We start from the raw sequence: 22,489 nt of genomic DNA, 5'->3' as shown, positions 1-22,489 counted from the left end.
AGACTCGATAGTCGTTCACGTACTTGAATTCGAGAGTGGACTCAACCATTTCCCCGGCTCAGGCGTGGAGGCGGCAGCACCGAGAGGGGACGAGTCATGGTCAAGAAAACACTGATCGGCCTAATGGCGGCGAGCGCGGCAACCCTGGCCCTGGCGGCCCCGGCGAGCGCGGCCGAGGTCAGCTGGGGGCTGACGGCACAGGTCGAGCCCGGCGGCCGCGTCGACGCGGAAACCCGCGCGGCGGTCGGCAACGGCTGCACGCCGGCCACACCGGTCACGTCGAAGGGGTTCGCGGCGCCGCTGCAGTTCACCGAAGGCGGCAACTTCGGCCGCGCCGGCGGCCACACCACGGCGATCAAGACGCCGGGCAGGTACACCGCGACGTTCACGTGCTCGGACGGCCGCGTCGCCACGGGGTCGTTCACGATCCTCGGCACCCCGCCGCCGAGCTCGACGGCCAAGCCGAAGCCGCCGGCCACAAAGCCCCCGGCGACGTCCACGAAGGCGCCCAAGCCGGCAAAGCCGCAGGTCGCGGTCAAGCCGGCGGGAGCACCGCAGACGGGCGACGGGTCACTGAGCTGACCCTCCACAAAGGACACCCCGGGGCGGCGGTGGTCTCCCCAGGCCCCCGCCCCGGGGCCCGGGGTTCCGGCCAAGTCGGATTCGCCGGTCAGCTCGCAGCGCGGACGGCCAGGTACACCACACCGGAGGTCGCGATAGCGGCCCGGGAAGGGTCATGAATGACTCATTCATGACCTCTGACGAGGTGAATGAGTCATTCACGACATCGCAGCGGCCCGCCGACCACTTTCGCCCCGACTTTGCCGGAACCCTGATCCCGGGGCCCGGCCCGGGGCCGGCCCGGATTCGCGCGGCGACTTTGTCGCCGCGAATGACCCATTGGAGACCTCTGGCGTCCCCAATGACCCATTCGCGACACTGGAACCGGCCCTTCCCGGCCGAGCGCCAGGATCCTCGGCGAACCCCGCCTCCCCCGCGCCATAGCGAGCCCCGCCTGCCCCGCGCCTCAACGAACCCCTGCCCCGCGCCACGGCGAGCCGCACCCACTCCGCTCCCCCAGCGAACCCCGGCTGCCCCGCGCCTCAGCGGGCCGCGGCCAGCCGTAGTGCCCGATAGACGAACTGCTGGTCCCCCAGCCGATGCCGCAGATCGCGCTCCAGACCCGCGATCGGGTACAGGTTCTGCGGTGCCCGCGAGTCCTTGTACTCCACCGACGCGAACCGCCCCAGCACCGACTGCGTGAGGTTCGCCAGGTCCGCCACCTCCGCACGCCCCAGGTGCGGAGCCGCCTCGACGCGGACCACCCCCGACCACGGTGGGCCGCCGGGCGACGGCAAACGCAGGTACCACGAGTGCCGGATCCACGTCGTCCCCATCAGGAACACCGGCGTGCGCTGGTGCGGCCCGAGGTCGCCGACCATCGTGTTGAGCTCGCCCGGGAGGTACGTCGTCTGGTGGCTCTTGATGAACCCGACCGCCCGGGGCAGGTGCGTGCGCCCGCTCAGCGGGCCGTCCACCACCAGCAGGTCGGTGCCGACGTGCCCCTCGATCGCCCGGCGCGCCTCGGTCGCCGTCTCCAGCTCGACGTCGGCCAGCTGTTCCTGCAGCGCCGAGGACAGCACCACCGGCAGCGGCTTGTCGTCCTTGGCCGTCGCGCGGAACGGCTCGTAGACCCCCGCCGACGTCGGGATGCCCTCGGCCTCCGCCGCGACCGTGAACAGCCCGCGCCGGACGTTCGCGCCGACGACGTGCGCCCGCCCCGCGCAGCAGCACACCACCCCCGCCGCGTACGACGCGCAGATCCCGATGGACGCCGAGTTCCCGGCCGGGTCGTCGATCCAGACACGGGCGTCGATGCGGCGGACGCCGTCGACGAACAACACCGCGTCCGGCGGGGAGGCCACCGGCGACGGGTCGATCGGCGCCCACTCGGCCGCCGGCACCTCGACGTCGAGCGCGACCTCGGCCTGCGAGCGGGCCAGCTCCTCGGCCTCCATCGAGCTGCCGTAACCCGGGTCCCACGCGTCGATATTGAAGCTCATCCCGGCCACCGCCGTCATGCGCCCTCCCTGCTGATGTGCGAGCCGGTGCCGTCGCGCGTGACCTGGAAGCGCACCGGCACGCGCTCGGCCAGCGCCGGCACGTGCGTGATCACCCCGACCATCCGGGAGCCGGACGCGGAGAGGTTCTCCAATGTGGACGCCACGACGTCGAGCGTGGCCTCGTCGAGCGTGCCGAAACCCTCGTCGAGGAAGATCGACTCGAGCTTGGTCGCGCCGTCGGCCGCCATCGCCCCGAGCTGCGACGACAGCGCGAGGGCCAGCGAAAGCGACGCCTGGAACGTCTCCCCGCCGGACAGCGTCTTCACCGGGCGCCGGGCGTCGGCCTCGTTGTGGTCCACCACCAGGAAGTCGCCCTTGTCGTGGGTCAGCTCGAACTGCCCGCCGGACAGCTCCAGCAGCGACGCGGATGCCTCCGCGACGAGCGTGTCGAGCGCCCCGGCGATCAGCCAGCGCGGGAACTTGTCCGAGCGCAGGAGATCCGCGAGCAGCCGCGCGACCTGCGCCTCCGACTCCGCCGCCGTGATGTCGCCGTGCAGGCCCGCCACGCGCGCGACCCGCCGCCGCATGTCGTCGTGGTCACCCTCGGCGCGCGCCCGTGCGGTGGCGACGGCGACCGGGACACGGTCCCGCACCGGCCCTTCCGGCAGGTCGACCCCGAGCGCGGTGACGTCTTCGGCGACGGCGCGTTCGGCCACCCGCAACGCTTCCGCGGTTTCTTCTTCGGCGGCCTTCGCGACGGCCAGCCGCTCGCGGTGGTCCTTCGCCTGTCCGGACGCCCAGTCCGTGAGCGCGGACCAGGCGTCCAGCAGGCTCTCACCGTCGATCGGCGGAGCGCCCAGGCCGACGAGGGGATCGCGGGCCCGGGACAGCTTCTGCCGTTCGGCGTCGACCTCCTTCGTGACGCTCGCCTGGCCGTCGGCCGCTTGTTTCGCGGTCGCGCGAGCGGTCCGCAGGTCGCCGTCCGCGGCCTTCGCGGCTTGCTCGAGCTCCGCGACGCGCGCGAGTTGTTCGGTGACGACGTCGGCGGACGGCGCGTCGGCCAGCATCGTGACCAGTTCACCGTGCCGGCGCCGGGCGGTCGCCAGCTCGGTGCTCGCCGACTGCTCGGCCAGGCCGGCGTCGACCGCGCGAGTGCGCCGCTGCTCGGCGTTGCGCTCGGCGGCCGCGAGATCGTCCGCGGCCACGACGGCTTCCTTGCCCGCGGCTTCGGCCGCCGCTTCGAGCGCGGCCAGCGCGGTCCGCCGTTCCTCCAGTGAAGAAGCCGCCCACGCGGTGAGCCGCTGCCAACCGGCCGGGACGTCGTCGCCGTCGATCGCGGGCGCGCCCAGCTCGACGAGCGGGTCACGCGCCGCCCGCAGGGCTTCCCGGGCCGCCGCGGCCGATCGCTCGACGACGTCGGCGTCCTGCTGCGCCGCCGCGCGTTCGGCGCGGGCCGCGGCCAGTTCCTTGTCCGCGGCGCCGGCCGCTTCGGCGACGCGGGAGCGGCCCTCGATCGTCGCCGACAGCCACTCGCCCCGCTCGCGCACAGCGGCGACGAGGTCCGCGAAGTCCTGCTCGGAGAAAGAGGCCTCGACCGGCCGCCGCAGCACCGCGGACTCGGGCGGCCCGTCGACCTCGGCGAGCACCAGCCGCAGTTCTTCCGCCTGCGCGGCGGCGGACACGGCCGCGTCGGTGTCCCGGTCCGCCGCCCGTTCCAGCTTGCGCACCGCCGTCTCGGCCGCCGCGCGCTCGCGTTCGGCCCGCTCGACCCGGTCACGCGCCTCGGCCAGGTGAGCGTGGCCGCCGGAGTCGGGCAGGGCCGAAACGTCCTGCTCGCACACCGGGCACGGGTGCCCGACGGCGAGCCCGGACCGCAGGGCCAGCGCCTGTCCCGCTCGTTCCGCTTCGGTCAGCGCGGTCTTGGCCGCGGTGAGTTCGGTGTCGGACCGGGCGAAGGCGGTTCGCGCCGTTTCGAGCTCCGCGCGGCGCGCGGCCTGCTCGGGCGCGGCCTTCCGTTGCGCTTCACACAACGCATAAAGGGTGCGGGCATCCGAACGGGCGGCGGCGAGCGGCGCGACGTCCGGCTGGGCGGCCAGCGCGGCACGCGCTTCGGCGTCCGCCGCTTCGGCCGCGGTCAGCCGGGCGGCCGCGTCCGCTGTGCGTTTCGCCACCCGCGCCGAATCCGCCGACAGGTCCCCGAGATCCGCCGGCGGCCGCAGCCCGGCCAGCCGGTCACGCTCCTGACGGGCCCGCGCGGCTTCCGCGGCCGCGTCTTCGGCGGCCCGGGCGGTGGTGTCCCGCGTCTTCCTCGCCGCGTCGACGACGGACACCGCTTCGGTCACCGAAACCGCCGCGGCGGCTTTGGCCGCCGACGCCGTTTTTGCCGCTTCTTCCCGGTGAGGCAGCGCCGACTCGGTGTCGGCGAGTTCCGTGCGGGCGGCCCGGATCCGCTCCAGCCCGCTCCGGTCGGGCGCGGCGGCCAAAGCGGCGCGGGCCGTTTCGTCCGCCTTTTCGGCCCGCTCCAGCCCGGCCCGCGCGGCCGTCGCGTCGTCGGCCGCGGCACGGCGGCGGGCTTCCAGGTCCTCAACACCGGCCGGGCGTTCCAGCGCGTCGAGGACGCTCAGTTCTTTAGTAACTGTCGTGACGAGCAGCCGGGCGTCGTCGTGCGCGCGCGTCGCGTCGTTCAAGCCGGGCAGCGCTGTATTTACCCGCGCTTCCAGCTCCGCGAGGGCCGTCATCCGCGTGGCGAGCTCCGCGACGGCTTCCTCGGTCGCGTCGGCGTAGTTGCCGAGCTGCTCCGCGAGCACGGCGGCACGCTGCTTCTGCTGTTCGGCCGTCACCCCGGCCCGGCGGCCGATCCGCTCGTAGACCTCCAGGCCCAGCAGCTTGATCAGGATCTTCTGCCGGTCGGCGGCCTTGGCGTGCAGGAACTCCGCGAAGTCGCCCTGGGGCAGCGCCACGCAGGTGCAGAAGTGCTTGAACGTCAACCCGAGCAGGCGTTCGATCGCCGGCGTCACCTCGGAGTCCGCGGCCACCGGGTCGGCGTCGTCCTCCGGGCCGCCGAGCGCGGTCGGGTCGGCGAGCCGTTCCAGGCGCACGTTCTTCACGCTGACCGTGGGTTTCTTCCCGCCGCTGCGCCGCACTTCCCGGACGACGTGGTAGCGCGCGCCGCCGGCGTCGAAGACCAGCCGCACGGTGGCACGGTTCGCCGTCGGGGCGAGCGCGGGCGCGACGAGCCCTTCGTGGTCCCAGCGGGCGACGGAGCCGTAGAGGGCGAAGGTGAGCGCGTCGATCACCGTGCTCTTGCCCGCGCCGGTCGGCCCGACGAGCGCGAAGTAGTCCGTGTCTTCGAAGCTGACCTCGGTCTTGTCGCGGAACGACGCGAAGCCGGTCATCTCCAGCAGCACAGGCCGCATCTCACACCCCGCTCGTCTCTTCGTCGTGCAGCCGCGCGAAGAGCGCCTGCACCCTCTTGTCCTCGACCGTCCGCTCGTCGCAGTAGGTCGCGAACAGCTCTCCCGGTGACCGGTCCGCGACCGCGCGTTCGCCGCCCGAAGTCGTCACCGGCGCGGCGAACTCCGGGTCGATGCGGATCTCGAGCGCGTTCGGCAGGGCTTCCTGGATCTCCTCGCGAAGCCCGGCCCTGGTCGCTTCGCGGACGTAGACGCGGAGGTAGTCCTCGCCGAACTCCGCCGCGCGGCCGACGAGCTCCGCCACCGTGCCGTGGACCGTCCGCAGCCGCCGCCCCGCCGTCAACGGGAGGTCCGTGATCTTCGCCGGTGTGCCCGGACTCACCTCGACCGACAGCACGACACTCGTGTTGTCCTGCTCGCCGAAGTCGACGGCGAACGGCGAACCGCTGTAGTGCACCGGGCACGGCGCGGGCAGCGACTGGCGCCGGTGCAGGTGGCCGAGCGCGACGTAGTGCGGATCGGCGCCGAACGCCGTCGCCGGCACGTGGTACTCGAAGATCGACTGCGCCGCGCGCTCCCCGCCGCCCATCGTCCCGCCGGTCACCGTGAGGTGGGCCATGAAGAGGTGCACCGCGCCATCGGTGAACCCGGACTTGAGGTGCGCCAGGATGTCGCGCACCCGCTGGTCGTACTCGCCGACGTTGTCCGCCGGGGTCCCGGCGAGCAGCTCGGCGGCGCGCACGGCGTAGCGCTGGGAAAGGAAGGGCAGCACCGCGACTTCGACGCGCTCGCCGGTCGAGCGGGCGTCGAACGCCACCACCCCGCCGTCGGCGGCCGGGCGCGGCGTGCCGACGAGGTGGATGCCCGCCTTGCGCAGCAGCGGCCGGTAGGCCTCGAACGTCGCGGCGTGGTCGTGGTTCCCGGCGATCGCGAGGACCTCGGCCCCGGTGTCGCGCAGCGCCATCAGCGCCTGCACCACGAGCTCCTGCGCGGCCGCCGACGGCGCCGACGTCTCGTAAAGGTCACCCGCGACGAGGATCGCGTCGAAGGGCTCCTTCCTCGCGATCCGGACGATTTCGCCGAGCACCGCGCGCTGCTCGTCGAGCCGGTTGCGCCCCTTGAGCGTCTTGCCGACGTGCCAGTCGGAGGTGTGCAGGAACTTCACTCGGCTTCCTTCCGTTCGGGTGGCGGGCGGAGGCGGGCTCAGAACGGAGGCGGGTCGTCACCGAACGGATCGCTGCTGCCCGTCGGCAGGCCGGCGAAGGGATCGGACTTCGGCGTCGCCGTGGTCGTCGGCACCCGGCCGGCCTCGGAAAGCCGCGTGGCCCAGGCCGGGAACGGGAAGCCGACCGCGATCGGCACCGGGATCTCCGGCTGGCTCACGAACATCGTGCCGGGCGTCGCGAGGGTCGCGCGGACCCGCTGGCTGGCCGGGAGGAAGCCGTACTCGGGGCGCGAAGCCTCCGCGGCGTCGAGGCGCCCGACGATCCGCACCGAGCTGTTGCTGACGATCCGGCGCTCGACTTCGGAGGCGGTCTGCTGCGCGCCGATGAGGATGACGCCGAGGGAGCGGCCGCGCTCGGCGATGTCCAGCAGCACCTCTTTGATGGGGCTGCTGCCTTCCCGGGGTGCGTACTTGTTGAGCTCGTCCAGCATCGTGAACAGCAGCCCGCCCGCGCCGGCCGCCTCCTTGCGCGCGGTCTCCGCCGCGAGCGTCACGCCGACCACGAACCGCTGCGCGCGCTCGACGAGGTTGTGGATGTCCACCACGGTCACCTGCTGGTTCTCCGTGGACAGCTTGCGGGCGGCGTGGTCGGTGAGGTCACCGCGGATGAGCCCGTTCAGCGCGCGCTGGCTCGAGCGCAGGCGGCGGATGAACGCGTTGACGGTGCCCGCGCCGGTGACCGCACCCGCCCAGCTCGCGCGGGTTTCCTCGTCGGTGACACGCTCGCAGATGACGTCGACGAGCTCGGCGTAGGTGCGGCACAGGACACCGTCGACGTTGGCCGCGCCGTCCTTCCCGGCCGGGGTGCTGTCGAGGCGCAACCGGTTCGCGACCTGGTGGATGACCATCGTGTACTGGTTGCGCTCGTCCTCGGCGTCGGCGAAGACGTAGGGCAGCAGGTCGCCGGCGCAGAACTCCGCGATGGTCCACCAGAAGGCGCCGACCCCCGAGGTCCGCCCGGTGACGTAAGGCTTCCCCGTGGTGTCCGACGGCGTCGGCGGGGCGTAGAAGCCGACCGAGGCGAAGGGCTCCGCCGGCAGGCCCAGCTTGGCGTACTCCTCCTGGAGCTTCGCGTCGAGGTGGATGTTGGGGGTGTCGAGGAACAGCAGGTCCTCGCCCTTGACCGAGAAGACGAGGGCCTTGGCGTTGTGGGCGTTCGAGAGGGCGCCGCCGCGGAAGATCGAGTGCAGCAGGAACAACGCGAACGACGTCTTCGTCGCGACGCCCGAGACCCCGCTGATGCTGACGTGCGCACCCCGCGTGCCGTCGAGGAAGTCCAGGTTGAGGTACACGGGTTCGCCGTCACGGCCCAGCCCGACCGCCACCTGGCGGGTCATGTTGTCGAAGTACAGCGCCTGCGCGCGATCCTCCCCCTTGGCGCGCTCGACGACCGACCCCGGCCGCGGCGGCACGTAGCATTCGGGCTCGACGCGGGTGGTCGCGATCTCGGCGATCTCCTGCACCTGGGCGGGCAGAACGCCGTCGGAGATCAGGAAGACGTCACTGCCGAAGCTGGCGCCCTCGTGCCGCGCGCTCACCTGCGTCACGACGCCGTAGGACGTGACTTCGCCCAGGCCAGGGAGTTCCCGCCGGGTCACGACCACGTCGTCGAGCTGCAGATAGGCTTCCGGATCGATGGCCACGTGGAACTGCAGCGGCGTCGAGTCCTCGGTGCCCGCCACCCGTCCGACGACGGTCGTGAGCGTCTCCTGGTCCACGGTTCTCCCTGTCCGCCCGGCTCTTCCTCCGGCCGCAGACTAGCTCGCCGGTCCGACAGTCCCGCGCCCAACACGGCGTTGCGGCCGTGGGGTACTCCGAGTGTCGCCGCAGGCCACGGCTGCGCCGAACGAGTGAGTTCACCCTTCGGGGAAGATCTTTCGGCCGTCGCGGACGATCCCGGCGGGCTCCTCCGGTTGTGCCGCAACGGGCCCGCCGGTCCCGCCCGGGAGGTCGCGGCGGGCGGGCCCGGCGTTACCGCGCCCGCTTCCGCCTGGCTCCACTGCGAAGCGGCGTCCGAGCGCCCTCCGGAGGGGCCGCGATCCCCGATCGCTGCGCGGGATCGGGGCCCGCGTGGGCTCCGACACACGCGGGGAGGGCCGCTCCGGCGTGTCGGGGCGAAAAAGTCTCCGGAGGGGCATCGGGTCCTATATGGACGACCACTGTGGACGGCAGCGCGACAGGGTTTTGCCTGCTCAGGGCCATGGTCGACCTCCGGGGCCGGTTCGGGGAGCCGTCCGGGGAGGGCCGCCGGGGAGGCGGAACCCGCCCCCGCACAAGGAAATATTTCGACCCCCGGTTGGATTTTGTGCGGTATTGGTAATACCGTGTGCAGTGTCGGCCGAGATGGGCCGTGTACGAGTAGTTCCACTATGGAGGACTGGAATGACGAACAAGGCCCAGCTGATCGAGGCGCTGTCGGAGCGTCTGGGCGACAAGAAGGTGGCTTCGCAGGCCGTTGACGGTCTGGTGGACATCATCATCCGGACGGTCAACAAGGGCGAAAAGGTCAACATCACCGGCTTCGGGGTGTTCGAGAAGCGCGCCCGCGCCGCCCGCACCGCGCGCAACCCGCGCACCGGTGAGGCCGTCCGCGTGAAGAAGACCAACGTGCCCGCCTTCCGCGCCGGGACCACGTTCAAGGACGTCATCTCCGGCTCGAAGAAGCTGCCCAAGGCCACGCCGGTCAAGCGCGCCACCGCGGCGTCGACGACCACGCGGGCCGCCGTCGCCAAGGCGTCGGCCCCGGCGAAGACCACGAGCACGCGGGCCACCACGACCCGTGCGGCCCAGGCCAAGCCGGCCACCGCCCGCGCGACGGCCACCCGGACCCGCGCCACCGCGGCGAAGCCGGCCGCCAAGGCCACCGCCACCAAGGCGGCCCCGAAGACCGCGGCCAAGGCTCCCGCCAAGGCGACCGCGGCCAAGGCCACCACCACGCGGGCGAAGGCCGCCGCCAAGCCGGCCGCCACGAAGACCGCCGCGGCGAAGAAGACGACCGCTGCCAAGGCCCCGGCCAAGCGCACGTCGGCTGCCAAGAAGAAGTAGTTCAGCACCGAACGCCGGAAGGGCCCCGCACGAGCTTCGTGCGGGGCCCTTCCGGCGTTTCCGGGCCCTCGGGGTCTACAGCGGGTCTTCCGGTGCCTCTGGGGCGTTCCTGTGGCTCCACCGGTCAGTGGGATGGCGCAGCGCCGTGCGGGGGCGCTTCAGAGCCCGGCCCCCAGGAGTTCCCTGTCGGGCACTTCCGGAGTTGCGCCAGTTAGTGGTGAACACCGTTTCCCTGCTGCCGCACAAAACCGGAACCGGTCCCGCCGAGCGGACCACCGAGCCGGGTGGACTGCTTTCCCGCCCCACCCGGCCACCCGACGGGGTGAATGGGCCCCCGCGCAAAACTCCGCGATTCACCGCCGACGGTTGCGCCGCCGTCCGGCGGGGTAGCCGGAGAAGCGGAAGCCGCGCCACTCGCGGCGCGGCGCCCGGCGAGGAGTTGTGATGACGGAGAACGAAAACCGGCCGGAGGATCCCGACGCGGAACTCGCCCGGACCCGGCGGAACATCCAGGAAGCCAAAGACGCCGCTGAGGAGGCCGGTCTCGCCGACCCGCCCGAGGCCGACGCCCCCGAGGCCGGGGCAGGGGATCAGCCCGCCCAGCACGGCGAACAGGACACGACGCCGTCGTAAGAGGGCGGCATTCCGGCGCCATTTCCGGTCCAATCGGGAGGCCTGCGCCGGAGTGTGTTCGCCGTCAAGCGGCGGAGAATTGCCGTGCGGATCCCGGAGTGGATACACTCCACCGAAGAACGTCGACCATTGTGCAACTTGTCACACGTCGTGTTCTCGGACGCACATCCAGCTGAGGAGTTTTCCCGTGGCCCAGAAAGTCCTTGTCGAGATCCTGGACGACATCGACGGCAGCACCGCCGCCCAGACCGTCCAGTTCGGGCTCGACGGTGTGACCTACGAAATCGACCTGTCGGACGAAAACGCGTCGGCCCTGCGCGACGAGCTCGCCCGCTTCATCGCCGCCGGCCGTCGCATCGGCGGCCGCAAGGTCCGCGTCGCGACCGGCCAGTCCACGACGACCAGCACCACCGACCGCGAGCGCAACCAGCAGATCCGCGCGTGGGCCAACTCCAACGGCTACGAGGTCTCCGAGCGCGGACGCCTGTCTTCCGAGGTGATCTCCGCCTACGAAGCGGCTCAGGTCGCGGAGGCGGAAGCGCCGGAGCCGGCCCCGCGCAAGCGCGCCCCGCGCAAGAAGGTCGCCGCCGCCAAGAAGTGACCACGGTGGCCACGTGCATCACTGGGGAGAGATCACGGGAGCCGGCCCGCCGGCGGCAAGGGTTCACACCCACGCCGCCGGCGGAGGCCTGCTTTGGGGGAAGAGTGCGGCGCCGGGTTTGTCTGGGGATGGCCATGCTGCTGCCGGGGACCGGGCTCAGCCGCATGCGGGGCTGAGAGCAGACCACGCGAACGCAAGCGAAGCGAACGGCATCCGGCCTCCGCCGCACGAGGGACTGAAGGCGGACCGCGCCGGCGCACGCGAAGCGAAGGACACTCGGCCTCTGCCGCACGCGATATGAGGGAGACCTACCCCTACCGCACGCGATGCGAGGGGCCGCTCGTGTCTTGCGGGAGCCCCGACCCCACCGCACGTGAAGTAAGGGCACATCGGCGGCACACGACCGCCGGAGGCCCAACCTCTACCGCTCACACGGGCTGAGTGCCCAACCACGCGGCGCACGCGACATAAGGAAGACAGGCGCCCGCCGCACGCGGAGCGAGGCCCTCCGCCGCACAGGCAGGGCCGGAGATCCAGCCTCACCGCCCGCGAAGGGCTAGTGGCACCACGCCACCGCACGCGAAGTGAAGGCCCCTCCGCCGGTAATGCAGGGCCAGAGATCCACCCCTCACCCCCTCGCGAATGGCCAGGGGCACCAACACACCGCCGCACGCGGAGCGAAGGCATCTCCGCCGCTGGCCGAGTGAAGACCCCTTCGCCGCACGCGAAGGGCCGCACACCCAGCTTCACCGCCCGCGAGGGACCGAAGGCGCAACCCCCTGCCGCACCGGAAGCGAAGACACCCGGCCTCCACCGCACCAAGCGAGGGCGACTCAGCCCCCACACCCCGCGAAGCCCAGGAGGCACAACCACCCCACCGCACCTGAAGCGAAGGGCCCACCACCCCACCACCCGCGAAACAAGCGAAAACCACCCCCACCACCCACGAAACGAAGGCCGCCCAAGGTCCACAAAACCCAGCCCGATCAAGATCTCAAACCCACCGGACACACAACAACGGCCGCAACCAGAATTGGTTGCGGCCGCAGGGTTTGCGATTGTCCGTCCGCCGGGGAGTTGCGGACGAAGTCCCTTAGTTGTATCCCATTTCGTCGGGCGAAACGCCGTTGTACCCCATTTCGTCCGGGCTGACGACGGTGACGACCGGTCTGGTGCTCGGGCCGCTGGTGGCGGCGGACGCCGTGGTGGCGCCGAGGACCGCCGCAGCTGCGAGGATGTTCAGCACGGCCGCGGCGCCAAGGGCGACCGCGCGGTGAACCCGCATCATTCCTCCGGGTGGTCAATCGTACGAGACTGACTTTTCGGGCTGGGCGACGATTGCAGAACAGCCCTAACTGGAGACGAATGGCCGGTTAATGGACTGCCAACGCCAGGAGGACAGCCGGTCCTGGAACAGTTTTGCGAACACCAAGCCAAATGGATGTTTCCCGCACGGAAATCACCGGCGACCAACCCACGGGTCGGTCGCTCCGCGTACACCTCTTGTTAAACAAGAGTTTCCCTTCTATTATCGTCTGTGTGCACGCGCTCACGGACGGTGCTGAGCTTCTGGTCGGCCGGGACGGCGAGCTGTCCCGGCTGGCAGGCTGGGTCTATGACGTGGCCGCCGGGCGCGGGCGGGCGGTCCTCGTGGACGGCGAACCGGGCATCGGCAAGTCCGCGCTCGTGCGCGCCGGCTGTGCTCTCGCCACCGAGGCCGGATGCCAGGTCTACCAAGGCGCCGGCGACGAGCTCGGCCAGGACCTCCCCCTTCTTCCCCTGCTGGACGCCCTGCGCATCAGCGCGGCCGCGCCGGACCCGCGGCGGGGCGCCATCGCCGGGCTGCTACGCGGGGAATCCGCCGCAGGCAAGAGCGTCGACCTCGCCGCCGCGGCCGCCGAGCAGCTGCACGCCCTCGTCGAAGAGCTCTGCCAGACCGGGCCCGTCGTGCTCGTGGTCGACGAGCTGCACTGGGCCGACCGGACGACAGTCGCGACGTGGAGCCGGCTCGCCCGCTCGGTGCGGCAGCTCCCCCTGCTCCTCATCGGCGTGCTGCGGCCGGTACCCCGCCGCGACGACCTGCGAGCGCTGCGCCGGATCGTCGAGCCCGCCGAACGCCTCCGCGTCGGCAGGCTCCCCGAAGCCGCGGTGCTCGAACTGGTCGCGACGCTGGCCGGCGGCAAGCCGGGCGCGCGGCTGGAAGAGCTGGCCGACGGCGCGGCCGGCAACCCCTTGTACCTCACCGAACTGCTCGGCGCGCTGACCCGGGGCTCGTGCCTGGCCGTCGACGAAGCCGGGATCGCCGAGCTGACCGGCGGGCCCGCGCCGGACTCGCTGCCCGAGGCGATCGCCGACCGGCTGGGCTTCCTGGCCGAACCGGCCCGGACCGTGCTGCGGGCCGCGGCGTTGCTCGGGGCCGGCTTCTCGGTCGCGGACCTGGCGACCGTGTCGGGCGCCCGGCTGCCCGACCTGCTGCCCGCGCTCGACGACGCGCGCGACGCCGGCGTGCTGGTGGCGGCCGGGGAAGACCTCGCCTTCCGGCACCAGCTGATCCGCACGGCCCTCTACGACGAAATGCCCGTCGCGGTCCGGATCGCCTGGCACGAGTCCGCCGCGCGGGCGCTGGCCGAGGCCGGCGCCCCGGTCGAGCGGGTGGCCCGGCAGCTGCTGCCCACGGTGTCCACAAAGGACGGAACCGAGCCGGTGCCGGACTGGGTGGTGGGCTGGCTGCTCCGCGCGGCCGCGCCGCTGATCGGCCAGGCGCCCGCCGTCGCCGTCACGCTGCTGCGGCGGGCGTTGCGGGACGTCGCGCCCGGCGACACGACGATCGCGGTGCTGGCCGGCCGGCTGGCCGACGCGCTCTACCGCGTCGGCGACATCGCCGAGGCCGAGCGGGTCGCCTGCCGCGCGCTCGCCCGGGCCGCCGATCCCGACCTGCTCGTCGACCTGCACACGACGGTGACGCAGTGCCGCGGGATGACCGGGCGCTCCGCCGAATCCCTCACCGCGCTCAAGGAAGCCGTGACCGAGCCGGGCCTCAAAGCCCGGCACCGGGCCCGGCTGCTCGTGCTCACCGCGCGCACGCACCGGGACCTCGGCGAGGTCGACACCGCCGCCCGCGTCGCCACCGCGGCGCTGGCCGAAGCCGGCGAAGACCGCTGGGCCAACGGGTGGGCGCTGCACGTGCTCAGCCTCGTCGCGATGATGCGCGGCGAGTGGACGGCCGCGCTGCCGTTGTTCGACCGCGCGATGGCCACCGCCCACGGTGATCCGGCGCTGCTCGACCTCGGGCTGCTGCTGCGCATCAACCAGGCCGTGACCCTCGGCGCGCTCGACCGCTACCCGGAAGCGCTCGCCGCCGCCGCCCGGGCGCGCGAGCTGGCCGACCGCACCGGCAGTGTCGTGCGGCTGACGCAGGTGCAGAGTGCGCTCGGCCAGCTGCTGCTCGGCAGCGGCAGGTGGGACGACGCGCTGGCCGAGGTCGACGTCGTCCCGGACGACCTCAAGGACCCGAGTGTGGCCTGCTGCGACCACGGCGTCGCGGCGATCATCCACTTCCACCGCGGTGAAGCGGCCGCGGCGCGGCGGCACCTCGACGTCGCGGCGCCGTTCTCGGAACGCATCGGCGGCCGCGTCGTGGAAACCCTGGCCCGCGCCCGCAGTCTCGACTTCGAACAGGCCGGCGCGACGGCCGACGCGCTCGCGGCGCTGACCGCCGGCTTGACCGGCGAAGACGAAGGTGAGGACCTGCTCGGCGACGCCGCCCGCCTCGCCGTCGCGAACGAAGACGAAAACACCGCGGCCGGCATCGAAGCGCGGGCTCGCGCGCTCCTCGCCGGTTCCGCCCTGCCGCACCGCAGCGCCTTGGCCCAGTACTGCGCCGGCCTGGTCCACCGGGACGCGGCGACTCTGCTGCAGGCCGCCGACGGCTACCGCGACGCGAGCCGCCCACTCCCCCAGGCCAAAGCGCTGGAAGCCGCGGCGGTCGCGTTCGCCGAGGCCGGCGACCGCGGTTCCGCGCGGGCCGCGTTCACCCACGCCCTCGACCTCTACACGGAGCTCGGCGCACAGTGGGACGTCGCGAGGCTGCGCGCGCGGTTCCGGGCATTCGGCATCCGGCGCGGCCCGACGGTGAAGCACCGCCAGGTCACGCACGGCTGGGACAGCCTGACCCCGACCGAGGGCAAGATCGCCGGGCTGGTCGTCGAAGGCCTGTCGAACCCCCAGATCGCGGCCCGGCTGTTCCTGTCCCCGCGTACGGTCGCCACTCACGTTTCGCACGTCCTGACCAAGCTCGGTGTGCACTCCCGCATCGACATCGCCCGGGAAGCGGCCCGCCACCAGTCCGCGTCGGGCTGAGGAGGGCCGAGACTCACGCCCGGGACCGGCTCCGTAGTTGCGGTCCAGCCGCAGGGTGGGGGTCTCCCGGCGGGCGATCAGGTTCCACTCGTCGTGCGCGTCCACCGGCGCTAGGGACGGGTCCACGGCGAGGCTGTCGAATTCGTTCACCTTCATGTCACCGACAGTGCTCCGGGGAGCGCGGGGAGACATCGGTCGACCGACGGATCTTGGAAGCCGATCAGTAGACGCCGTGCAGCAGCTCGGTCACCTCGGCCTCCGACGGCGGGCGCGGCGCGTTCTTGGTGACGGCGTCGGCGACCGCGGCCGCGGCGATCGCCGGGAGGTCGTCCCGGGTGACACCGAGCTCGCGCAGCGGGCGCTTGATCTCGATGGCGCCCGAGATCTCCCGGACCGCTTCGATCGCCGCGTCGCTCCAGCCGGCCGCCGGGGTGACGTGCAGCGCACGGGCAGTCGCCTCGTAAGCCGCCTCGGCCGCGGGGGCGCTGAACGCCATGACCTCCTCGAGGACCGCGGCGAGCGCAACCCCGTGCGGGGTGCCGGTGTGTGCGGTCACCGCGTGCCCGATGCCGTGGACCAGCCCGAGCCCGGACAGCGTCAGCGCGTGGCCGGCCAGGTGCGCGCCGAGCATCAGCCCGGCGCGCGCTTCGAGGTCACCGCCGTCGCGGTAGGCCACCGGCAGCCAGCGCCCGACCAGGCTGACCGCCTGGGCGGCGTAGGCCGCGGAGAACGGCGTCGAGCCCAGCGAGGCGAGCGACTCGATCCCGTGCACGAGCGCGTCGAGACCGGTGGCGGCGGTGCCCCGCGCGGGCAGCCCGAGGGTGAGCTCCGGGTCCAGCACGGCGATCCGCGGTTTCACCGACGAGTGTCCGATGTAGACTTTCCGGCGCGCGCAGACGTCTTCGGTGACACCAAAACCGTTGGTCTCGGCCCCGGTGCCCGCCGTGGTGGGCACGGCGATCAGCGGCAGGCCCGGCTCGGCCTCCCACAACCGGTCCGCGTCCGCCGCGGCCGCGCCCGGGTTCCCCGCCAGCAGCGAGATGCCCTTCGCCGCGTCGAGCGCCGAGCCGCCGCCGAGGGCGAGCACGGCGGCGTCGCCGAACTCGCGCAGGCGGGCGGCGCCGCGGTCGAGCTCGGCCGTCGACGGGTTCGGGCCGACGTCCTCGTGGACGCCGTGCTCGAGCCCGGCCGCCGCCAGGATCTTCTCGACCCGCCCGACGATCCCGGTGGCCCGCAGGCCGCGGTCGGTGACGACGAAGACCCGGCTCCGGCCCAGTGCTTCGACGAAGCCCGGCAGCTCGGCCACCACACCCGGGCCGAACTCGGTGCGGCCGGTCGGCTCGACGGTAAGGCGCACGGCGACTCTTCCCTTCAGGCGGCCGGGACGGCGGGGTCGAGGGGGTCGGGCAGCCGGAAGTCCGCGCCCGCCCACGATTCGTAGAGCCGGACCGGGCTCATCTCGCCCGCGCGGTCGCCGTAGACCGCCTTGGCCCGGCGGAAGACCTGCTCGACGAGCGCGGACAGCTCCGCCGGCACTCCGACGTCGCGGGCGAGGTCCACGGCGAGGCCGAGGTCCTTGCACGCCAGCACCATCGCGAACGAGTCGTCGTAGTCGCCGTCGACCAGCACGGACAGCACGTCCCGCTCCAGGAAGTGCGACGCGGCGGGACTGGCCAGCAGCGCCGAGCGCAGCACACCGAGGTCGACCCCGGCCTTCACGCCCATCGCGAGGACTTCGGACGTCGCGACGACGTGGGCGAACCACAGCAGGTTGATCATCAGCTTGACGGTGTACCCGTGGCCGGCCGCGCCGACGTGGAGGATCTTCTCGGGATCGCCGAGCACTTCCAGCAGCGGCAGGGCGGCGCGGAAGTCACCCGCGTCACCGCCGACGAAGATCTGCAGGGTCCCCGCTTCGGCGCCGCGGGCCATGCCGCTCACCGGGGCGTCGAGCCGGCGCACCCCGCGGCGGTCCAGGACTTCCTCCGCCACCCGGCGGGCCACCGCGGGCGTCGAAGTGGACATGTCGATCCAGAGCGCGCCCGGCGCGAGCGCCTCGGCCGCGCCGCCGCGCAGGAGGACGTCCTCGACCACGCGCGGGGTCGGGAGCATCGTGACGAGCACGTCCGCGTCCACCGCGCAGGTGGCGGGGTCGTCCACCCAGCGCGCGCCGAGGTTCAGGTGCTCCAGCGCCGCTTCCGAGCGGACGTCGTGCACCGTGACGTCGTGGCCGGCGAGGATCAGGTGGCGGGCCATCGGCGCGCCCATGGCGCCGAGGCCGATGAAACCGATCTTCATGTTAGGTCTCCGGAAGGTCGAGCCAGGTGGTCTTGAGGGCGGTGTAGGCGTCGATCGCGTGCAGCGACTTGTCGCGGCCGGCGCCGGTCGCCTTGAAGCCGCCGAAGGGGGTGATCACATCGCTGGCGTCGAAGGTGTTGATCCACACCGTGCCGGCGCGCAACCGGCGCGCGACGCGGTGAGCGGTCGTGACGTCGCGCGTCCAGACCGACGCCACCAGGCCGAAGTCCGTGTCGTTGGCCAGCCGGACGCCTTCTTCGGGTGTGCCGTCGTAGGTCTGCACGGCGAGCACCGGCCCGAAGACCTCCTCGCGCGCGATCGTCGAGCCCGGCCGGACGTCGTCGACGATGGTGGGTTCGAGGCGCAGGCCGTCGCGGGTGCCGCCGAGCACGATCGTCCCGCCCTCCTCGCGGGCGGTGTCGAGGTAGCCGAGGACGCGGTCGAGCTGGACGTCGTCGACGAGCGGGCCGAACACCGTCGCCGGGTCGAGCGGGTCGCCGCTCCGGAACGTCTCCCCGGTGAGCTTGACGATCTCGGTGAGCAGCTCGTCCTTCAGCGCGGCCGGCACGACCAGCCGCGAACCGGCGTTGCAGGTCTGGCCGGCGTTGTAGAAGATGCCCCACGCGACCGCGGACGCCGCGGCGGAGAGGTCCGCGTCGGGCAGCACCAGCTGCGGTGACTTGCCGCCGGCCTCGACCGCGACCTGCTTTCCGTTGGACTCCCCGGCGTAGACCTGGAAGAGCCGCGCGACCTCGGCCGAGCCGGTGAAGGCGATCTTGTCGACGTCCGGGTGCCGCCCGAGCGCCTGGCCGGCGACCTCGCCGCGGCCGGGCACGACGTTGAGGACACCGTCGGGCAGCCCGGCCTCGCTCGCCAGCCGGGCCAGCAGCAGCGACGCCAGCGACGTCTGTTCGGCGGGCTTGAGCACCACCGAGTTGCCGGTGGCCAGCGCCGGGCCGAGCTTCCAGGACGCGATCAGCAGCGCGTAGTTCCACGGCACCACCGCGCCGACGACCCCGAGGGGCTCACGCGTGACCCAGGCCAGCGCGTTTCCCGGGGTGGGCGCGACTTCGTCGTAGGTCTTGTCGATCGTCTCGGCGTACCAGGCGATCGTCTCGGCCGCCTTGGCGACGTCGACGCGCTGCGACTCGCTGATCGGCTTGCCCATCTCGAGCGTGTCGAGCAGCGCGAGCTCGGCGGTGTTCGCCGTGATCGCGTCGGCCCAGCGCAGCAGGATCCGCTTGCGCTCGCGGGGCGGCAGCTCGCGCCAGCGGCCGTCGTCGAAGGACTCGCGGGCCGCGCGCACGGCGCGGTCGACGTCCTCGGCGCTGCCGGCCGGCAGGTGGGCGAGCACCCGGCCGTCGCGCGGGGACACGCTCGGGAACGTTCCGTCCGAAGTGGACTCGACAAACCGGCCGCCGACGAACGGTCTCGTCTCGGGGGTCAGCCGGCCCGCCGCCGCCACCCAGTCCTGGTGGGTCAGATCCGCCACCGCCGCACCGCCTCCTCGTCCAGTTCGATCCCGAGCCCCGGCCGCCGGGGCACTTCCAGCTCCCCCGCCGGCGTGATCATCAGGGGCTCGGCCAGCATGAAGTCGCGACGCTCCGGTGTCCACCCCGGTGGGTCCCAGGGGAACTCGAAGAACGGGCCGCCGCCGACCCCGGCCGCCACGTGCAGGTTGGCCAGCACGCCGATGCCGTTGGTCCAGCTGTGCGGGGTGAACGCGCGGTGCTTCAGCTGCGCGAGCTCGGCCAGCGTCCGGGCCCGGTGCATGCCGACCGCGAGCACGACGTCCATCTGGTAGACGTCGAGCACGTCGTCTTCGAGGTAGCGCAGCAGCTCCGGCACGGAGTGGTGCATCTCCCCCGCCGCGATCCGCACGCCCGGGTTCTCCGCGCGGAGGGTCTTGAAGCCCGCGACATCGGCGTAGGGCAACGGTTCTTCGACCCAGAAGACGTCCAGCTCGGCCAGCCGCCGCACCAGCTTCCGGGTCTGCGCCAGGTCGGCGGCGGGAGCCGTGTCCCCGGCCATCCGCCAGGACTGGTTGAGGTCGACCATGATCTCGAAGCCCGGGCCGAGCGCGTCGCGCACCGCGGCGACCGCGGCCACCCCGGCGTCGGCGCGGTCGCGGTCGATCCGGATCTTCATCGCGCGGAACCCGGCTTCCCGGGCCCGCAGCGCGGTCTCGACCCGCTCCTCCGGCGGCTTGAGCTCGGCCGAAGACGCGTAGGCGGGCACCGAGTGGGCCGAGTTCCCGAACAACGTCGCCACCGGCAGACCGGCGACCTGGCCGATGATGTCCCAGAGCGCGACCTCCAGGGGCCAGAAGCAGCCGCCGTGGAAGTTGGCCGTCTCGATCGCCTTGACGTGCCGGACGATGTCGAGCGGGTCCTCCCCGAGGAACAGGTGCTCGACGGCGGCGAAGCCGGCCATGGTGTCGCCGGAGCCGATGCCGGTGACGCCTTCGTCGGTGTGCACCCGCACGATCGTGGCGTCGAAGTGCCGGCGCGGGTCCGGGTCCCAGGCCGCGGTCAGCGGCGGGTCGAGCTCCAGGCGCAGCCGGTCGAGGGTGATGGCCGTGATCTTCACCGGGCCACCGCCGGCTCGGTCCGGCGCAGGACGTCCGGATCCGGGGTGTAGAAGGGGTTCGCGGCGCCGGCCCGGGCGGCGTCGAGGACGTCGGTGACGTGCGGGGTGCCGAGCACCGCGGCGCGGATCGCCCGGGCCGCGGCGAGCCGCTGGTTCGCGAACGCCTCGTCGAGGTCGTCCACGGCCGGGTTGACCCAGATCGCGGCGATCAGCAGCAGGTCGCCGGTCTGCCCGGCGGGCAGGTCCCCGGCCTCGACGGCGTCGGTGACGCCCTGGGCGAGCCCGGCCTGCGCGGCGCCCCAGGTGGCGCGCTGGTGCAGGTCGGTGCCGGCCGCCGCCTTGGGCACGAACAACGTCGGCGGCTGCACCGGCACGGACGGCCGCAGCACGGTCACGAACGGCACGTGGCCCGCGCTCGGCGTCGCGAGCGCGGTCGCCCACGCGGCTTCCACCGGACCGCCGCGCCGCCCCAGCACGACGTTCGTGTGGGCGGCGTTGGCGCCGTCGCCGACGAAGGCCTCGCCGACGAGGGCGGTGGACGCGAAAGTCATGGGGTGCTCCAGATCGCGGGGAGTGCGGCCGGAATCGACGGTAAGAGCGCCCCGAAACGGCGGGCAAGGGACGGCCGGAGATTGCAACCGGGGTTGCGCTGGCGCCAACCACACGGCGTGGTTAGTTTCGGACTGGTGAACACCCCGGACGACGCCGCCCGGCACCAGGGCCACGGCCTGCGCCGCGACCTCGGCCTGCTGGAGGCGCTCGCCTCCCCCGAGGCCCAGCGGGCCGGCGAGCTGGGCGTGGTCCGGCTCGCCCAGCTCACCGGCCGGGAGAAGAGCCAGGTTTCGCGCGCGCTCAAGGCGTTGGCCGAAGAAGGCGTGGTCGAACGCGACCCGGACACGCTCGGCTATCGGCTCGGCTGGCGGCTGTTCTCCCTCGTCGCCCGAACGGTGGAAGACCGGCTGGCCCGCGCCGCCGAGCCGGTGATGCGGGAGCTGTCGGCCGACCTCGAGGAGACCAGCCACCTCTGCGTGCTGCGCGACCAGGAGGTCCTGACGCTGCTGTCGGTGTCCGGGCACTCGTTCCGCGTCCACGGCTGGGAAGGCCGCGGCGTCCCGGCCCACTGCACGTCGGCCGGGCGGGTCCTGCTGCTCGACGCGACCCCGGACGAGCTGTACGTCCGGTTCCCGGCGCAGGCACAGCTGCTGCCCGAGCTGTGGGCGAAGATCGGGCAGTGCCGCCGGGACGGTTACGCCCGGGTTTACGAGGAGTTCGAAGAGGGTCTGGTCGGGGTCTCGGCGCCGATCCGCGACTTCCGCGGCCGGGTGGTGGCGGCGGTGAACATCTCGGCGCCGACATCGAGACTCGGCTCGGACCTGGACGCGGCGGGCCGCACGACGGCCAGGGCGGCCGCCCGCGTGTCGGCCCACCTCGGCTGGGAGGGCCCGAACCCGCCGCCGGCCGCCCACCTCACCTGATCCACCGGGATCGAGGACCGCAACTGTCCGCTTGTGCTGCCAAAGTGGACCGGGTCAGCGTCCCCAGCCCCATGGAGCACCCCGATGAGCCGACAGGTCCAGGTCACGTTCGACGCGCACGACCCGCGAGCGCTGTCCACGTTCTGGCGCGACGTCCTGGACTACGAACACCCGGCCCCGCCCGGCGCGCCCGCGGGCGGCGACCCGCTCGCCGCGTGGGACGAGTTCCTCGCGCGGATCGGCGTGCCGGAGGACCAGCGCAACTCGCGTTCGGCGATCGAGGACCCGGACGGCGAGGGGCCACGGTTGTTCTTCCAGCAGGTCCCGGAGGACAAGATGGCGAAGAACCGCGTCCACCTCGACGTCCGGGCGGCCCCGGGTTTGCAGGGCGAGGAGCGCATGGCGGCCCTCGAAGCGGAGTGCGAACGTCTGGTCGCCCTGGGCGCATCACGGGTGCGCCGGTTCGAGCCCGAGCCCCCGCTCAGCGGCGGGTTCATCGTGATGACCGACCCGGAAGGCAACGAGTTCTGCCTGGACTGACGAAGGGATGGCTTGGCAGGCTGATCGACCGGGCCACAATGGACAGACGTTCGGCGGGAGCGGTGTTGTTGGTCTGTTCGTGTGATCGACGGTCCCCGATCGGGACGATCGCCGTCCGGGCCACGGCCGGCCTGGTGCTCGGCTGGTGGGCGGTACTGTGCAAGGTCGTCGAAGGAGCAGTCCCATGGCCGTGCACGAATGCGAGCGCGGTCGACGCCTACGCCATTCGGGGTGGCACTGAGGCCGAT

Annotated in this window: 17 protein-coding genes; 7 read left to right on the top strand and 10 right to left on the bottom strand. The window is 72.7% G+C overall.

The features are described 5' to 3' along the window. Positions 1-96 precede the first annotated feature (96 nt). Positions 97-582 (top strand): hypothetical protein, encoded by a 486-nt coding sequence (locus ACZ63E_RS42490; RefSeq protein ID WP_465341993.1) that lies wholly within the window; start codon positions 97-99, stop codon positions 580-582. A gap of 521 nt (positions 583-1,103) precedes the next feature. Here ACZ63E_RS42490 and ACZ63E_RS42485 read toward each other — a convergent pair. Genes ACZ63E_RS42485 through ACZ63E_RS42470 form a run of 4 tightly spaced genes read right to left on the bottom strand, consistent with a single transcriptional unit; the run spans position 1,104 to position 8,419 of the window. Then, positions 1,104-2,081, bottom strand: a complete 978-nt coding sequence (locus tag ACZ63E_RS42485) for a hypothetical protein (RefSeq protein WP_465341992.1) — start codon at positions 2,079-2,081, stop codon at positions 1,104-1,106. Then, complete coding sequence (locus tag ACZ63E_RS42480) at positions 2,078-5,479, bottom strand: AAA family ATPase (RefSeq protein WP_465341991.1); 3,402 nt, start codon at positions 5,477-5,479, stop codon at positions 2,078-2,080. The genes ACZ63E_RS42485 and ACZ63E_RS42480 overlap by 4 nt, the downstream gene beginning before the upstream one ends. 1 nt (position 5,480) lies before the next feature. Next, positions 5,481-6,641, bottom strand: a complete 1,161-nt coding sequence (locus tag ACZ63E_RS42475; RefSeq protein WP_465341990.1) for an exonuclease SbcCD subunit D — start codon at positions 6,639-6,641, stop codon at positions 5,481-5,483. 38 nt (positions 6,642-6,679) lie between these two features. Further along, entirely contained in the window at positions 6,680-8,419 is a 1,740-nt protein-coding gene (locus ACZ63E_RS42470; RefSeq protein WP_465341989.1) for an ATP-binding protein, read from the bottom strand. Positions 8,420-9,083: 664 nt separating this feature from the next. On the opposite strand from ACZ63E_RS42470, the gene ACZ63E_RS42465 reads away from it, so the two are divergent. The 3 genes from ACZ63E_RS42465 (at position 9,084) to ACZ63E_RS42455 (ending at position 10,980) form a co-directional block, all read left to right on the top strand. Next, the gene (locus tag ACZ63E_RS42465; protein WP_465341988.1) at positions 9,084-9,746 is read left to right on the top strand and encodes an HU family DNA-binding protein; all 663 of its coding nucleotides are present in this window, start codon (positions 9,084-9,086) and stop codon (positions 9,744-9,746) included. A gap of 444 nt (positions 9,747-10,190) precedes the next feature. Further along, positions 10,191-10,379 (top strand): hypothetical protein, encoded by a 189-nt coding sequence (locus ACZ63E_RS42460; protein ID WP_465341987.1) that lies wholly within the window; start codon positions 10,191-10,193, stop codon positions 10,377-10,379. 187 nt (positions 10,380-10,566) lie between these two features. Continuing rightward, positions 10,567-10,980, top strand: coding sequence for a histone-like nucleoid-structuring protein Lsr2 (locus tag ACZ63E_RS42455; RefSeq protein ID WP_465341986.1), 414 nt, complete (start codon positions 10,567-10,569; stop codon positions 10,978-10,980). A 1,093-nt stretch (positions 10,981-12,073) separates the two neighbouring features. Here ACZ63E_RS42455 and ACZ63E_RS42450 read toward each other — a convergent pair. Continuing rightward, positions 12,074-12,265: a hypothetical protein gene (locus ACZ63E_RS42450; protein ID WP_465310389.1), complete on the bottom strand. Its 192-nt coding sequence runs from the start codon at positions 12,263-12,265 to the stop codon at positions 12,074-12,076. Positions 12,266-12,519: 254 nt separating this feature from the next. On the opposite strand from ACZ63E_RS42450, the gene ACZ63E_RS42445 reads away from it, so the two are divergent. Beyond that, on the top strand, positions 12,520-15,339 hold the full coding sequence (locus ACZ63E_RS42445) for a helix-turn-helix transcriptional regulator (protein ID WP_465341985.1): 2,820 nt from the start codon (positions 12,520-12,522) through the stop codon (positions 15,337-15,339). A gap of 220 nt (positions 15,340-15,559) precedes the next feature. Here ACZ63E_RS42445 and ACZ63E_RS42440 read toward each other — a convergent pair whose 3' ends face one another. From ACZ63E_RS42440 to fae, 5 genes are read right to left on the bottom strand one after another with little or no spacing between them, the layout of a single operon-like run. Further along, a complete protein-coding gene (locus ACZ63E_RS42440) occupies positions 15,560-16,696 on the bottom strand; it encodes an iron-containing alcohol dehydrogenase family protein (protein ID WP_465341983.1) in 1,137 nt (378 codons plus the stop codon). 14 nt (positions 16,697-16,710) lie between these two features. Beyond that, positions 16,711-17,637: an NAD(P)-dependent oxidoreductase gene (locus tag ACZ63E_RS42435; protein WP_465341982.1), complete on the bottom strand. Its 927-nt coding sequence runs from the start codon at positions 17,635-17,637 to the stop codon at positions 16,711-16,713. A 1-nt stretch (position 17,638) separates the two neighbouring features. After that, complete coding sequence (locus tag ACZ63E_RS42430) at positions 17,639-19,129, bottom strand: aldehyde dehydrogenase family protein (protein WP_465341980.1); 1,491 nt, start codon at positions 19,127-19,129, stop codon at positions 17,639-17,641. Continuing rightward, entirely contained in the window at positions 19,117-20,226 is a 1,110-nt protein-coding gene (locus ACZ63E_RS42425; protein WP_465341979.1) for a mandelate racemase/muconate lactonizing enzyme family protein, read from the bottom strand. Before ACZ63E_RS42425 ends, ACZ63E_RS42430 begins: the two co-directional genes overlap by 13 nt. Next, positions 20,223-20,777 (bottom strand): formaldehyde-activating enzyme, encoded by a 555-nt coding sequence (fae, locus tag ACZ63E_RS42420; protein ID WP_465341978.1) that lies wholly within the window; start codon positions 20,775-20,777, stop codon positions 20,223-20,225. Before fae ends, ACZ63E_RS42425 begins: the two co-directional genes overlap by 4 nt. Before the next feature lie 135 nt (positions 20,778-20,912). On the opposite strand from fae, the gene ACZ63E_RS42415 reads away from it, so the two are divergent. Together ACZ63E_RS42415 and ACZ63E_RS42410 are read left to right on the top strand one after the other, a co-directional pair. Further along, positions 20,913-21,701: an IclR family transcriptional regulator gene (locus ACZ63E_RS42415; RefSeq protein WP_465341977.1), complete on the top strand. Its 789-nt coding sequence runs from the start codon at positions 20,913-20,915 to the stop codon at positions 21,699-21,701. An 84-nt stretch (positions 21,702-21,785) separates the two neighbouring features. Then, positions 21,786-22,241 carry a VOC family protein gene (locus ACZ63E_RS42410; protein ID WP_465341976.1) on the top strand — a complete coding sequence of 152 codons (456 nt, stop codon included), beginning with the start codon at positions 21,786-21,788 and terminating at the stop codon, positions 22,239-22,241. Positions 22,242-22,489: the final 248 nt, after the last annotated feature.

The organism is Amycolatopsis sp. NPDC104819 (assembly GCF_055583145.1).
The sequence above is the reverse complement of the archived record's forward strand: the minus strand, read 5'-3'. Positions and strand labels throughout refer to the sequence as shown.